The sequence below is a fragment of the Kitasatospora sp. YST-16 genome, assembly GCF_026802215.1.
Classification (GTDB): domain Bacteria; phylum Actinomycetota; class Actinomycetes; order Streptomycetales; family Streptomycetaceae; genus Kitasatospora; species Kitasatospora cineracea.
On sequence record NZ_CP113837.1, the window covers coordinates 82,136 to 95,769 of the forward strand.

Sequence of the window (13,634 nt, forward strand, 5' to 3'; positions counted from 1 at the left end):
CCGATCCCTTACACTCGGCACCGCGAAGGGGAGTAGTCCCGAAACACCACCGGTCGACACACTGGACGGCACGCCCGTCCCGGCCCGTGGGTCGCAGCAGGCCACTGCCGCGACGGACGAGACCTTCGGCCCCGTGCACGCCCCTGCCGCACCACCGTGCGGCAGGTCTCGTCGTGCCGGGCCGAGAGGTTCGCCCGTCGCCCGCCCGGTGCCGTTCGAGCCCGCGGCCCGGCCCCTGCAGAAAGCACCGCGATGTCCTTCGACCCCCTGGCGATGCTCACCGCCTTCGGGCTGATCTTCCTGGCCGAACTCCCCGACAAGACGATGTTCGCCTCCCTGGCCATGGGCACCCGCATGCGCCCGCTGTACGTCTGGTTCGGCACCTCGGCCGCGTTCGTCGTGCACGTGGCGATCGCCGTCGGCGCGGGCAGCCTGCTGGGCCTGCTGCCCGGCCTGGCCGTCAAGCTGGTCTCCGCCGCGCTGTTCGGCTTCGGCGCGTTCGTGCTGCTGCGCTCGGGCGGCGACGAGGACGGCGAGGAGGGCGGCGCGCGGACCGTCACCGGTTTCTGGCCGGTCTGGGCCACGGCGTTCACCACCGTCTTCATCGGCGAGTGGGGCGACCTGACCCAGATCACCACCGCCAACCTCGCCGCCACCAACGGCTGGCTGCCCACCGCGATCGGCTCCGCCGCCGCCCTGATGTCCGTCTCCGCCCTCGCCCTGCTGGTCGGCCGCTTCATCGCCAAGCGGGTTCCGCTGCGCACCGTGCAGCGCGTCGGCGGCCTGTGCATGGCCGTCCTGGCCACCTGGACCCTGGTCGAGGCCCTCACCGGCTGACCGCACCCGTCCCCTGCGCCCGGCCGGCCGCGTCCCGCTCGGCCCCGGGCCCCTCGTCCGCCGGCCGGGCGACGGGCTCGGCCAGCACCGCGGCCAGCCGGGCCAGGCCCTCCGCGCCGTGGCCGGCCGCCAGTGCCCGGTCCAGGCCGGAGCGGGCCGCGGCCAGCACGCCGGTGTCCAGGCCGTGCCGGGCGGAGGCGTCCAGGGCGTGGGTGAGGCCGGAGCGGGCGGCGGCGAGGGTGGAGCGGGTGCCGGGGAAGCTCCCGGCGGCCAGCTGCTCGGCGAAGTCGGCGGCCAGGACGGCCAGCAGGTCGCCGATCCCGGCGGCCAGCGGCGCGAACCGGCCCGGGTCGATGCCCTCGGCGGCGGCCAGCGCGAAGGCGTGCGCCAGCCCGTGCACCGAGGTGGCGAACAGGTCCAGCAGCGCCGTCTCGTGAGCACCCGCCAGCCCGACCTCCGCCCCGAGGTGGAGCACCGCGCCGCCGGTCGCGGCCAGCGTGCCGCGCACCGCCCCGAACACCTCCGCCGGGCCGCTGACCAGCACCGTCGCACCGGGCGTCCCGATCGTCCGGGTCGGGGTGAGGACCGCCCCGTCCAGGTACGCCGCCCCGCGCCGGGCCGCCCACCCGGCCAGCCGGCGGGCCCCGTCCGGCGGGCCGCTGGTCAGGTTCACCAGCGTCCGGCCCTCCCAGCCGTCCGGCGCCTGCGCCAGCACCTGCTCCAGCGCCTCCCGGTGCGCCAGGCAGGCGACCACCACCGTCCCCGCCGCCACCGCCCCGGCGACGCTGCCCGCCACCTCCACCGGCAGCCCCGCGGCCTTGCCGGGCGTGCGGTTCCACACCGTCACCCGGTGCCCGGCCGCCCCGAACGCGGCGGCCAGCGCCCGCCCCATCGGCCCCAGCCCCAGCACGGCCACCGCCGTACCGCCCTTCCCGTCGTCCCTCGTGTTCCGCGTCATGGCCGGGACGCTAGGCCCTCACGTTGACGTGAAGGTCAAGTCGCTGCTGGACTACGCCGCATGCGAATCGGGGAACTGTCCGAGCGCACCGGCGCCAGCCGCCGCGCGCTGCGCTACTACGAGGAACAGGGCCTGCTGGTGCCGGAGCGGCTCCCCAACGGCTACCGGGACTACGGGGAGCGCTCGGTGCCCACCGTGCGCCGCATCCGGGTGCTGCTCTCCGCCGGCCTGAACAGCGCCCTCGTCGCCGAGATCCTGCCCTGCCTGGCCGACGACACCGTGGTCCTCACCGGCTCCTGCCCGGAGCTGCTGTCCGGCCTGGCCGCCGAACGCCGCCGCCTCACCGCGGCGATCGACGACCTGCTCGCCGCCCGCACCGTCCTCGACTCCCTGGTCGGCCTCCCCCTCGCGCCCGCCGGGGAAGGCCGGTCGGCCGCGTGAGCGCCGGACCGGCCCGGGGCCGCGCGTTCGCCGACGCCCGCTCGCTGGCCCCCGTCGTGCGGGAGGTCTTCGGCGCCGCCCGCCGGATCGCCGCCGTCGAACGGCTGCGCGGCGGCAGCAAGAAGGGCGTCTACCGGGTCGTGCTGGACGACGCCACCAGCGCGGTCGTCTACCTGTGGAGCGCCGACGAGGACTACTGGGACGGCCTGCTCCCGGACGGCCACGACGACCCGGCGAACCCGTTCTCGCACGCCTCCGGGCTCGACCTGCTCGAAGGCGCCACCCGGCGGCTGGCGGCCGTCGGCGCCCGCGCGCCGCGCCTGCTGTTCACCGACCGCGGCCGCGGGCTGTACCCGGCGGACGTCGCCGTCGCCGAGGACGTCCGCGGCGGAACGCTGCAGGACCTGCTGGAGCGCGACCCGGCCGCCGGGCGGCGCACCCTCGGGCGGCTCGCCGGGGCCCTGCGGCTGATGCACGCCCACCGCGCGCCCGCGTTCGGGCGGGTGGCGTGGCTCGACGGCGGCGGCGCGCCGACCGGCGACAGCTGCGAACGGGGCTACCTGGAACGGGCGTTGGTCAACCTCTCGACCGCGGTCGCGCACGACCCGCGGGCCGCCGCGGCCGAGTCCGCCCTGACCGACCGGCTGCACGCCCTGTACGCCGGGGTCGAGCCGCGCGCCGGACTCGGCGTGGTGCACGGCGAACTGGGCCCCGAGCACGTCCTGGTCGGGCCGGACGGCGAGCCCGTGCTGATCGACGTCGAGGGCCTGCTGTACGCGGACCCCGAGGTGGAGCACTGCTGGCTGCGGATGCGCTTCGACGCGCACCGCGGGCACTACGAGGCGCTGCGCGACCCCGGCCTCGACCCGCGCCGCCTCGCCTTCTACCGGTACGCCATGCACCTGGACCTGGTCGGCGGCCCGCTGCGGATCGCCGCCGGCGACTTCCCCGACCGCCAGTGGATGCTGGACGTCGCCGACCACCACCTGCGCCAGGCCCTCGCGTACCGGGCCTGACGCCTGGCGGTGCGTCAGGCGACGGAGACCGCGCTCCAGGCGGCGCCCACCGCCGCGTACTCGGCGGAGTTCGCGCCGTACAGGTCGCGGGCGGCGCTGAGGGAGGCGGCGCGGGCGCCCTTGTAGTCGGTGGTGGAGGTCATGTAGACGGTCAGCGCGCGGTACCAGATCGCGGCGACCTTCTGGTTGCCGATGCCGGTGACGGTCGAGCCGTCGCAGGTCGGCGAGTTGTAGGCGACGCCGTTGACGGTCTTGGCGCCGCTGCCCTCGCTGGCCAGGTAGAACCAGTGGTTGCCGACGCCCGAGGAGTAGTGGACGTCGAGGCGGGCGACCTTCTTGCTCCAGCAGTCCGCCGAGGAGCCGTCCAGCGAGGGCTGGTCGAAGCGGCGCAGCCAGGGCGGGGTGGACTGGTCGCTGAACAGGTAGTCGCCCTTGTCGACCGCGTTGTTGGCGTACCACTCGACCATGGTGCCGAAGATGTCGCTGGTGGACTCGTTGAGGCCGCCGGACTCGCCGCTGTAGCGGAGGTTGGCGGTGGCGCTGGTGACGCCGTGGGTCATCTCGTGGCCCATGGTGTCGAGGTCGACCTGCTCGGGGTCGGTGCTGCCGTTGCCGTCGCCGGTCATCATGCAGAAGCAGGCGTCGGACCACTGGGCGTTGTCCCAGTTCGTGCCGACGTGGACGAAGACGGTGGCGCCCTTGCCGTCGTTCTTGATGCCGTTGCGGCCGAAGGTGTTCTTGTAGTAGTCGTACGTCCAGGCGGTGTTGGCGTGGGCGTCGACGGCGGCGGTGGCCCGGTCGGTGGAGAACTTCCGGCCGTCGCCCCACACGTCGTCGGCGTCGGTGTAGAGCGTCCCGGAGGTGGCCTTGACGCTGCTCGCGGAGAGGTTGTGGGCGTCCTTGGTGGTGTGGCCGCGGACGGGGTCGATCAGCGCGTAACTGCCGTCCGCCTGCTGGGTGGTGGAGAGCGTGACGTCGCCGGTGTACTCGGAGTGGCCGGTGCCGGTCGCGGAGTGCTCGGCGTCGTAGCTGTCGATGGCGGCGCCGGTGGTGGCGTCGGTGACCACCACCCGGCCGGTGGGCTGGCCCTGCTTGCCGGTGCCGGTGACGGTGGTGCGCCAGGCGAGGCGGGCGGTGCCGTCGGCGGCCCAGACCACGAGTTCGGGCGCGGAGGTGGCCGCCGCGATGCCGGGGGCCTGCTGGAGCGCCTCGGCGGCGCTGCGCTGGGCGGGCACGGCCGGGCGGGTGGTGGGCACCTTCGGATCGTGGCCCTTGGCCCGGGAGGAGTCGGTGAGCCGCCCGCGCACGTCCTGGTGCACCACCAGGTCGCCGCCGACCACGGGCAGCCCTTGGAAGCTGCGGTCGAAGCGGACGTGCTGGGTGCCGTCCGGGTCGAGCACCACGTCCTTGAGGACGAGGTCCTGGCCGGGCCCGTAGCCGAACAGGGCGGCGTGCTGGGTGACGTTGGCCCGGGCGCGGGCGACGGCCGCGTCCCGGCCGCCGGGGGCGGCGTCGGCGGTGCCGGTGGTGACGGCGGTGAGGAGGAGGGCGGCGGTGGCCGCGAGGGCGGCCGTGCCGAGGACGTGGCGGTGCGCGGAGGAGGGGCTCACGCGGGACTCCGGTCGGGGTAGCTGGAGGATGGCCGACCGAGAGCCTGATGGTGAACAGACAAACACTTCTAGTAAACAGAACGGACCGTGACCCTTTCGTAGCGTCCCGGGGCCGTTCCAGGACCCGTTCCAGGAGCCGTCCCGGAGCCGCTCCGTGACCGGGCGTCAGCGCAGGATGCCCGCCCGGCGGGCCGCCGCCACCCACTGCGGGAACTCGGACAGCAGCCGGTCGTAGAGCTCCGGGTCCGGGAGGGTGCTGATGTCGTCGACCGCGAAGAACCCGACGTTGTCGACCCGGCGGCCGGGCAGCGTGTCGAACCGCTCCAGGACCCCGTAGTCGCCGTGGCCCAGCCCGACGAACTGCCAGAACACCGGCTCCTCGACGGCCGCGCGCAACTGCTGCTCGATCTCGCTGTTGCGGTAGACCCCGCCGTCGGAGAAGAACAGCACCAGGGTCGGCTCCGCCGTCGGGTTCTCCCGCACGTGGGCGCGGACCTCCGCGATGACCTTCTGCTCGTCGTTGTTGACGCCGACCGCCTTCATGTCGACCCGCCCGTCGGGCAGCGGCGGGCGGACCTTGCGGCGGCCGAACAGCGAGATCTCGCCGACCCGGACGTGCCGGCCCAGCCACTCCGGCAGCTCGGACAGCCGCAGGTCGGGCAGCCGGGCCGGCCAGGTCGCGAAGGTCCACGCCTGCATGGTCCGGTCCTCGTCCAGCTGCGCGGCGACGGCGGCCATCCGCTCCACCACGTCCGCCACCACGCCCCGGTGGTAGAGCCCGGCCATCGAACCGGAGGCGTCCAGCACCAGCACCACCCGCGCGACGAGGCCCTGCGCGCCGTGCTTGCGCAGGCTGACCGCGACCTGCTGCTTGCGCAGGCTCAGCCGCTTGCGCATGTCGACGGGCAGCGCGCGTTCCTCCTCCTCCCCTTGACCGACCGTCAGCTCCGGCCCGGGCAGGGGCAACGGCACCGGCACATGCGCCTGCACCGGAGGCGTCTCGGGCTCCGGCTCCGGCTCCGGCTCGGGCTCGGGGAGGGTGAACCCGTGCGCGACGGCGAGGCCCGCCAGGCCGTCCGTCCAGCCCTGGCCGACGGCGCGGAACTTCCAGCGGCCGTCGCGCCGGTACAGCTCGCCGCAGACCAGGGCGCGCTCCGCGCCCGGCTCGGGGTCGAAGCGGGCCAGGCCGGCCCCGGTGCGGGCGTCGCCGAGCAGCAGCGACAGGCCGGGGACGGCGCCGAGGCCGGCCTCGTCGGTGACGGCCAGCAGCAGCACCCGCTGGACGGCTGGGGCCAGCGCGGCCAGGTCGACGTCGATCCCGTCCGGCCGCACCAGGACGCCGGGGGCGTGCGTGCGGACCAGCCGGGGCCCGTCGTCCGGGCCGAGCAGCAGCGCGGCGGTGCCCACCGCCGGGACGCCCGGCCCGGCCCGCCAGGAGAGTGCGGCCCGGACGGCGGCGGCGTCGATCGGCAGGTTGGCGCCCTTGGCGAGCGGAGTCTCGGTCACCTCCCCAGTCTGCCCGCTGCGGCGGCGCGGGTCCCCACCCCGGCCGGTGTCCGCACGTTACGGTGGGACGGGAGCGAGGTGGTCCTGATGAAGTCGGTGACCGACTGGCTGGGCGGCCTGTCCGGGCCGGTGGTGTACGCGGTGGTGGCGGCGCTGGTGTTCGCCGAGGACGCGCTGTTCTTCGGTTTCGTGCTGCCCGGCGAGACCGCGGCGGTGCTCGGCGGCGTGCTGGCCCACCAGGGCAGCGTCTCGCTGGGCTGGATGCTGGTGACGGTGGTGGCCGCGGCGGTGCTCGGCGACTCGGTCGGCTACGAGGTGGGGCGACGGCTGGGCCCGCGGGTGCTGGAGACCAAGTCGCTGCGCCGCCACGCGGACCGGATCGGCCGGGCCCGGGAGCTGATCCGCCGCCGGGGCCCGGCGGCCGTGCTGCTGGGCCGGTTCGTGGCCTTCTTCCGCGCCCTGATGCCCGCCCTGGCGGGGGTGTCCCGGATGCCCTACCGCCGGTTCCTGCTCTTCAACGCCATCGGCGGCCTGCTGTGGGGCGTCGGCTTTGTTCTGCTCGGCTACTTCGCGGGCGCGGCCTACAGCCGGGTGGAGGGCACCGTCGGCCGCACCGCCGCCCTGGTCGTGGCGGGCCTCGCCGTGGTGGCGGTGCTGGTGCACTACGTCCGCAGCCACCGCCGGGAGCACGCCCAGGAGCACGAGCAGGAGGACGAGCAAGGGCACGGGGACGACTGACCCCGCCGGAGGGGACCCCCGCGCGCTCTCCTGACCGCCCGTCACCCGTCGTGGGGGACGGACGGACGCACCGGCCGGCCGGTTCCGACGGGCCGTCAGTGCCGGGTGTCAGTGCGGGGTCTCGCGGATGTTCGGGACGGCGCGGACCAGGGTGATCACGCCGGTGGCGACCAGGGCGACGGCGAGGAGTTCGGGGACGAGCAGGGGGCCGGTGCGGATCGTCTCGTCGAACAGGACGATGCCGAGCAGCAGGCTGACGGCGGCGTCGCCGATGGTCAGAGCGGGTTGGGAGGCGACCAGCGGGCCGGCCTGGAGGGCGTTCTCCAGCAGGAGGACGGCGGCGATGCCGGTGAGGGCGAAGCCGTAGGTCTGCCAGGTGGTGAGGAAGGCGGCCGGGCCGTGGTCGGAGAAGGTGCCGGTGGCGGACTTGAGCAGGGCGGCGGTCAGGGCGTTGCCGATCGCGGCGGCGGTGCCCAGGGCTCCGGCGCGGAACACCGGTCCGCGGCCGCGGGCGGCGGCGACGCACAGCGCCATCGTGCCGAGGCAGCCGGCCAGGACGGGGGTCCAGCGGCTCATCGGGGCCTGGTCGTCGGCCCCGGTGGGGGCGGCGCAGGCGAGGAACAGGGCGAGGCCGCCGACCACCGCCGCGACGCCCGCCCAGCCGGCGGCGGGGATCCGGCGGTGCAGCAGGGGTGCGGCGATCAGCAGGGCGAACGGCAGTTCCAGCACGAACACGGGCTGCACCAGGGCGAGCGGTCCGAGTACCAGGGCCAGGGCCTGGAACAGCGCGGCGCCCATCACGCCCAGGATGCCCGCCAGCCAGGCCGGGTCCCGGGCCAGTACGGCCAGGAACCGCAGTCCCCCGCCCCGCGCCACCTGCGAGGCGGCTTTCCGTTGAAAGGCGGTCCCGGCCGCGTTGGAGGCAGCTCCGAGCACCGCGCACACCACCGCGAGCACGTCCACCCGCCATCGGTTCCCCCGCCCCGGGCCGCGAACCCCCGCTTCCCCCGGACGGCCGAACCGGGGTTGCGGACCCGCGGCCGGTGCCGGACGGCCGCGGGCGCGCCGCGGCCGGGGAGGTGGCTGCGGCGGGCCCGGGCGGACTGGGCGGATCGTTACTGCTGTCCGGTCCAGGAGGAGCGGGGCTGGGTCTTCATGCTGCGGAGGGTGGCGGGGTCGATGTCGACGTCCGCGTAGAAGACGCCGAGGTTGTAGCCGTCGCCCTCGGTGTTGACGGTGACGGAGATGTCGGTGTCACCGTTGCGCAGGTACGGGGAGACGTCCCAGCGGTTGGCGTCGTAGCCGAAGGAGTTCGGGTAGGCCGGGTTGCGGGGGAAGCGCTGGGCCGGGTCGGCGTTGTCGAGGTTGGAGGTGAAGGCGTCGTTCGCCGGGTGCAGGGCGTCGCTGAAGCGGGTGAGCGGGCCGTTGGTGGACTTCATGTCCATGGTGTCGCCGGTCCACTTGTGGTCGCCGTCGTAGACGACCCAGCCGAGGTGGCCGGTGACGGGGCCGCTGGCGGGGGTCCGGATGCCGCTCAGGACGCCGGTGAGGGCGGGGCTGTTGGGCAGTTCGGGCTGGAAGCCGTCCCAGATGTGCAGGTGGCGCAGGGGTTCGCAGTCGCGCTCGTAGGCGACCACGATGGTCCAGCCGCCCCAGCTGTGCGGCTTGACGACGGAGTCCATGTCGGCGGCCTCGTAGGTGCCGGAGCCGTGGTTGCGGACCTGCTCGGTGATGTCGGCGGACGCCTGGTAGCTGCTCTCGTCGTCGGTGGTGATGTAGCCGATGGAGGGCTGCTGGTTGGCGACGTTGGTGTACTGGCCGTCGCCGGGGAACTTCAGGTAGATCTCGTCGATCTGGCTCTCGGGCAGGACGGTGTCGCCGATGCCGCGGGTGCCGCCCCAGTAGAGGCGGGCGTACTTGACGGTGGCGCCCTCGGGGAGCTGCAGGTCGGCGGAGCTGGAGGAGTAGATGGTGTCGCCGAGCGGGCCGGTGTGGCCGGGGCCGTCGATGTTGATGTACTTCATCTGGTAGTTGTTGTTGATCGGGCGCGACCCGTCGCCGTTGCGGGCCTGCTCGCAGGGAGGCTGGGCCGAGTCGACCGGGGGCTTGGTCTCGTCACAGGTCATCAGGGTGTTGCTGATGTGGGTGATGCCGCCGTGGAAGTCGCCCTGGAAGCGGGTGGTGAAGGGCAGCCGGTTCTCGTTGATGGTGTGGGCCGCGGTGGCCCGGGTGTGGGTGGCGGGCCGGCTGTCGGTGGAGTACGCGGCGGGGACCGCGAGGGCGCTGGCGGCGACGAACGCGGCGCTGACGGCCAGGGTGCGCCGGGTGGGACGAGCGGGACGGGACAAGACTGGTGCTCCTCTGACGGGGTTCGGGTCGCCTTCCTGCGAAGGCGCTCCCAGATGACCATCCGTCAGACCGTCGATCCGGTTATTGGGCCGAATGACGGCATTCCTGAATGTTTCCTGAGAATGCCGTCATTCGGTCGGACGGCCCGTCAGGCCCGCTGTTCGACCCGGACCCAGTCCACCGCGAGGGTGGCCGCGCCGGGGGCGATCTGGTCGACGGTGGACTGCGGCAGGCCCCAGAACGGGGTGGTGACCTTGTTCCAGCCGGCCGGGTAGGCGCCGCCGAGGGCGAAGTTGAGGATCACGTACTGGTCGTGGTCGAACGCCCAGGCGCCGCGGGTGGCCAGGGTCTTCTGCCGGAGGACCTCCAGGGTCTGGGTGCCGTCGACGCTGAAGCGCATCGCGGTGGGCGTCCACTCGACGGCGTACACGTGCCAGCCGGTGACGTCCTGCCCGGCCGGGAAGTGCTGGAGCGCGCCGATGTTGCCGTCCGCGGAGTAGCCGGGGCCGTGCAGGGCGCTGCTGGTCCAGTCCGGGTAGCCGATGTTCTCCATGATGTCGGTCTCGCCGCAGTCGGGCCAGGACACGTCGGGGTCGTCGACGTCGGCGCCGAGCAGCCAGAACGCGGGCCACAGGCCGAGCCCGGCGGGCATCTTGATCCGGGCGCTGACCCGGCCGTAGGTGAACCTGACGGCGGTGCTGGTGTCGATCCGGGCGGAGGTGAACTTGTAGCTGCCGCCGCCGGGGGCGGTGTAACCGCCGGGCAGGTAGCGCGGGGTGATGAGCAGTTGGCTGTCGGAGACCTTCAACGTGCTGGCGTCGTCGACGTACGCCTGCGACTCGCCGTTGACCGAGCCCATGGTGGAGCCGGTGACCACCACCCGCCACTTGCCGCGGTCGAGGCCGGTGCCCGCGAAGTCGTCGAAGAAGACGGTGCGGTAGGCGCCGGTGCTCTCGACGGGCGCCGCCGGGTACTCGGCGGCGGCGCTGCCGCCGGTGCCCCAGACCTGGAACTCGTAGAGCGAGTAGCCGAATTGGGCGGTGTAGGGGGCGGGGCTGTAGAACCGGCGGCGGCGCAGGCCGAGCATCCGGACGTAGCGGCCGGTGGCGGGGGCGGCCAGGGTGACGGCGTCGTGCAGGCCGGCCGAGCTGCCGGGGGTGCCGATGTCCGCGTCGCGGGCGGCGACCTCGGCGGCGGTGGGCTGGTGGACGGTGCGCCAGTTCTGGTTGTCGTCGGAGACCTGGAGCTGGTAGTCGACCGCGTAGGCGGACTCCCAGTGCAGGTCGACGGCGGTGATCCGGGCGGTCGCGCCGAGGTCGACGGAGATCCAGCGGTGGTCGTTCCAGTCGCTGGCCCAGCGCGTGGTGTCGCCACTCAGTCCGGCGGGGACGCCGCCGTCGAAGGCGTGCAGCGGGGTGTGGCCGGCGTCCTGGTAGTAGTTGCTGTAGCCGGGGTGGTTGAGCGCCAGGTTCGCGGTGCCGGTGGACGCGGGGGCGGGGGCGCCGCCGTAGACCTGGAAGGCGTACAGCGAGTACCCGTACGGGGTGGCGCGCCGCAGGCCGCGCATGCGGACGTGGCGGCCGAGGGCGGGCTGCGGGTGGGTGTGGATGGTGGTGGTGCCGCCGGTGCCGGCGTTCTCGGTGTAGAGCGACTGCCAGGCGGCGCCGTCGCGGGAGACCTCGACGACGTACTGGAGGCCGTAGGCGGCCTCCCAGACCAGGACGACCTGGGTGATCCGGATGACGCTGCCGAGGTCGATCCGGATCCAGGCGTCGTCGGCGAAGTTGCTGGAGAACCGGGTGCCGGCGTCGTTGTCGAAGGCCGCGCCGGGGCCGAACGGGCCGCCCTCGGTGCCGGAGGCGGTGGCGGCGGCCGGGTCGGCGGCGTACGCGGCGGCCGCCCAGTCGGCGTCCCAGGCGAGGCCTGTGGGGGCGGCGGCCCGGGCGGCGGTGGCGGGGCCGGCCAGGGTGAGGCCGGTGGCGCCGGCCGTGAGGGCGGCCAGGAGCAGGGCGTTGCGGCGGCTGAGCTCGGTCATGGGGGACTCCGCTACGGGTGGGGGATGTGGGGGGAGTGAACTGCCGTTACGGGCCCCGGAGTTCGGCTCGGGGGCCGGTACGCGGTGCGGCCCGCCGCGCGCTCGGGCCGGAGTGCGCGGCGGGCCGGGTCGGGGGGTTCGGTCGGTCAGCGGGCGGTCGTCACGGGTAGGAGACGACGTTGCTGGGGCCGCCGAAGGAGGGGTCGACGGTGCGGCCGGTGCCGTTGATCACCGAGTCGATGCCGCCGGAGCCGTTGAGGAAGACGGTCAGCAGGTCGTGGAACTTGACGCCGGGGGTGACGGGGGCCTGGAAGGCCATCGCGTTGCGGATGTCGACGCCCTGGTTGAAGTAGGAGTAGCTGCCCATGCCCCAGCCCTCGAAGGTCTTCACCTTCGGGCCGACGGCGAACGCCGGGTAGCCCTTCTGCTGCTTGTTCGCCATCCACGCGGCCTGGTTGGGCACGTCGTAGGGGTTCTCGTTCTGGAAGAACACCACCTGGCCGTGCTCGCCGTTCCACTGCACCTCGATCTTCTGGAAGTGCTCGACGGCGAGGCCGGTGGCGGTGACCCGGTCGCCGTTGACGACCAGTCCGGTGTCGCTGCGGGCGCTGGTCCAGCTGCCGCCGCCGGTACCGTGGTCGGCGCGCCAGATCCAGGCGTCGTCGATCAGGGTGTCGTCGCTGTTGACCTCCAGCGCGGTGTCGGCCGCGCCGTTCAGCGCGCCGCCGACCCGGAAGAACACGTCGGACAGCGCGATCGGGTCGCTGCGGTGCGAGTCGTTGCTCCCCCGGTTGCCGACCTGCACCAGCACCTTCGACTTCTTCTCCCCGGCGTCGACGATCAGGCCGGAGACGTTGACGCCGTCCACGTCGTCGACCTTGATCGCGGCGTTGCCGTCGGTCGGGACGAGGGTGGCGAAGCCGAGGCCGATCACCTGGGTGCCGGGGCGGGTGACCTTGATCGCCTCGGGCAGCTCGTACACGCCGGGGGTGAGCAGCAGGTTGCGGCCGGCCTTGAGGGCGGCGTTGATCTGCTTGACGTCGGCGCCGGGGCGGACCACGAAGAAGTCGTCCAGGGAGAGCGAGCGGCCCGGGGTTCCGCCGTTCTCCCAGGTGGTGCCGCGGGAGTCGCGCTGGGCGGCGGGCACGAACACCCGGTACTTTCCGGCCTCGTCCAGGTACGGGTAGGAGGCTTCGCGGGTGACCGGGCAGGTGTCGAGGGTGGTGTAGGGAGAGGCGCCCTGCTCGGTGGAGAAGGACTGGGCGGGGGCACCCTCGGTGCCGCAGAACACCTGGTTCCAGACGCCGTTGCTCCAGCCGTCCAGGTTGCTGTTGCGGGTGAAGAACTGCTGCTGGGAGCCGTTGACCACGGTGGCGCCGGTGAACTTGGAGTCGGCGATGAAGCCGCCGCTGGCCCAGGCGGGCGAGCCGGTGCAGTAGTCCATCAGCGTCACGTTGCCGTTCAGCTGGACCCGGCGCAGCGGCGCGGCCTGGGAGACCGCCCAGAAGTCGGTGTTGCCGTAACAGCCGCTCTGGCCCGCGACGTTGACGGTCAGGTTGCTGAGCGAGCGCCAGAAGTTGGTGGTGGCGTAGCACTGCGCCTGGTCGCCGCCGACGCACTGGTTGTACACGTTGACGGAGCCGTTGATCACCACGTCGCCGGGGTTGCGGCCGAGGCCGGCCACGCTCTCGTAGAAGCCGACCGGGAAGACCAGCGGGTCGGCGGTGGTGCCGTAGGTGCCGGGCTTGAACAGGATCGCGTAGCGCTGGGGGCCGAACTCGTTGCCGGCCTGGGCCCGGGCGAGGGCGTTCAGGCGGTCCTGGACCTGAGCCTTGGGCATGCTCGGGTCGAGGACGATCACGTTCTCGCCGAGGCTGCCGCCGCCGGGCGGCACGGGGGCCGCGGCGGCCTGGGTGGTGGGGGCGACGAGGGCCGCGACGAGGGCGGTCGCGGCGGCTGCCGCGAGGCCGTATCTGCGGGACCGGGGAGCTCGGTTCATGGGGGTGCACACCCGTCTGGTGGGATCCGGGAGGGGGACGGCGGCGGGCCCGGGCGGCGCACTGACTCGGCGTCAGCCACAGACCACGTCCGCTTACTTCACGCCGAGATTTAACGTATGAGAAAAGTGGGCGTCAAGACCTGCG

11 protein-coding genes are annotated in these 13,634 nt (G+C 73.8%); 4 read left to right on the forward strand and 7 right to left on the reverse strand.

Going from position 1 to position 13,634, the window contains the following annotated elements; translation table 11 throughout:
• The first annotated feature begins 252 nt into the window (after positions 1 to 252).
• On the forward strand, positions 253 to 837 hold the full coding sequence (locus OU787_RS00425; RefSeq protein ID WP_030461071.1) for a TMEM165/GDT1 family protein: 585 nt from the start codon (positions 253 to 255) through the stop codon (positions 835 to 837).
• Here OU787_RS00425 and OU787_RS00430 read toward each other — a convergent pair.
• A complete protein-coding gene (locus OU787_RS00430) occupies positions 827 to 1,795 on the reverse strand; it encodes an imine reductase family protein (protein WP_268658112.1) in 969 nt (322 codons plus the stop codon). The genes OU787_RS00425 and OU787_RS00430 overlap by 11 nt on opposite strands.
• Before the next feature lie 60 nt (positions 1,796 to 1,855).
• Between OU787_RS00430 and OU787_RS00435 the strand changes: the two genes are divergently transcribed.
• Both OU787_RS00435 and OU787_RS00440 read left to right on the forward strand, forming a co-directional pair.
• The gene (locus OU787_RS00435) at positions 1,856 to 2,236 is read left to right on the forward strand and encodes a MerR family transcriptional regulator (protein WP_030461069.1); all 381 of its coding nucleotides are present in this window, start codon (positions 1,856 to 1,858) and stop codon (positions 2,234 to 2,236) included.
• The gene (locus tag OU787_RS00440) at positions 2,233 to 3,252 is read left to right on the forward strand and encodes a phosphotransferase family protein (RefSeq protein ID WP_268658113.1); all 1,020 of its coding nucleotides are present in this window, start codon (positions 2,233 to 2,235) and stop codon (positions 3,250 to 3,252) included. Before OU787_RS00435 ends, OU787_RS00440 begins: the two co-directional genes overlap by 4 nt.
• A 14-nt stretch (positions 3,253 to 3,266) precedes the next feature.
• Here the strand turns inward: OU787_RS00440 and OU787_RS00445 are convergent, their stop codons facing one another.
• Both OU787_RS00445 and OU787_RS00450 read right to left on the reverse strand, forming a co-directional pair.
• Positions 3,267 to 4,862, reverse strand: coding sequence for a M4 family metallopeptidase (locus OU787_RS00445; protein ID WP_268658114.1), 1,596 nt, complete (start codon positions 4,860 to 4,862; stop codon positions 3,267 to 3,269).
• Between the two features lie 165 nt (positions 4,863 to 5,027).
• A complete protein-coding gene (locus OU787_RS00450; protein ID WP_268658115.1) occupies positions 5,028 to 6,368 on the reverse strand; it encodes a vWA domain-containing protein in 1,341 nt (446 codons plus the stop codon).
• 87 nt (positions 6,369 to 6,455) lie between these two features.
• Here OU787_RS00450 and OU787_RS00455 point away from each other — a divergent pair, with 87 nt between their 5' ends.
• Positions 6,456 to 7,106, forward strand: a complete 651-nt coding sequence (locus tag OU787_RS00455; protein ID WP_268658116.1) for a DedA family protein — start codon at positions 6,456 to 6,458, stop codon at positions 7,104 to 7,106.
• Positions 7,107 to 7,214: 108 nt separating this feature from the next.
• On the opposite strand, the gene OU787_RS00460 is transcribed toward OU787_RS00455, so the two are convergent.
• The 4 genes from OU787_RS00460 to OU787_RS00475 all read right to left on the reverse strand — a co-directional run bounded on the left by OU787_RS00460 (position 7,215) and on the right by OU787_RS00475 (position 13,489).
• Complete coding sequence (locus OU787_RS00460) at positions 7,215 to 8,069, reverse strand: DMT family transporter (protein WP_268658117.1); 855 nt, start codon at positions 8,067 to 8,069, stop codon at positions 7,215 to 7,217.
• 152 nt (positions 8,070 to 8,221) lie between these two features.
• The gene (locus tag OU787_RS00465) at positions 8,222 to 9,454 is read right to left on the reverse strand and encodes a hypothetical protein (protein WP_268658118.1); all 1,233 of its coding nucleotides are present in this window, start codon (positions 9,452 to 9,454) and stop codon (positions 8,222 to 8,224) included.
• A gap of 149 nt (positions 9,455 to 9,603) precedes the next feature.
• Positions 9,604 to 11,490, reverse strand: coding sequence for a discoidin domain-containing protein (locus tag OU787_RS00470; RefSeq protein ID WP_268658119.1), 1,887 nt, complete (start codon positions 11,488 to 11,490; stop codon positions 9,604 to 9,606).
• A 160-nt stretch (positions 11,491 to 11,650) separates the two neighbouring features.
• A complete protein-coding gene (locus tag OU787_RS00475) occupies positions 11,651 to 13,489 on the reverse strand; it encodes a hypothetical protein (protein WP_268658120.1) in 1,839 nt (612 codons plus the stop codon).
• Between the last annotated feature and the right edge of the window lie 145 nt (positions 13,490 to 13,634).

Bases quoted from the DNA above. Each gene is read 5' to 3' on its own strand.
- OU787_RS00425 (WP_030461071.1), top strand. From the start codon at position 253: ATGTCCTTCGACCCCCTGGCGATGCTCACCGCCTTCGGGCTGATCTTC.
- OU787_RS00430 (WP_268658112.1), bottom strand. From the start codon at position 1,795: ATGACGCGGAACACGAGGGACGACGGGAAGGGCGGTACGGCGGTGGCC.
- OU787_RS00435 (WP_030461069.1), top strand. From the start codon at position 1,856: ATGCGAATCGGGGAACTGTCCGAGCGCACCGGCGCCAGCCGCCGCGCG.
- OU787_RS00455 (WP_268658116.1), top strand. From the start codon at position 6,456: ATGAAGTCGGTGACCGACTGGCTGGGCGGCCTGTCCGGGCCGGTGGTG.
- OU787_RS00470 (WP_268658119.1), bottom strand. From the start codon at position 11,490: ATGACCGAGCTCAGCCGCCGCAACGCCCTGCTCCTGGCCGCCCTCACG.
- OU787_RS00475 (WP_268658120.1), bottom strand. From the start codon at position 13,489: ATGAACCGAGCTCCCCGGTCCCGCAGATACGGCCTCGCGGCAGCCGCC.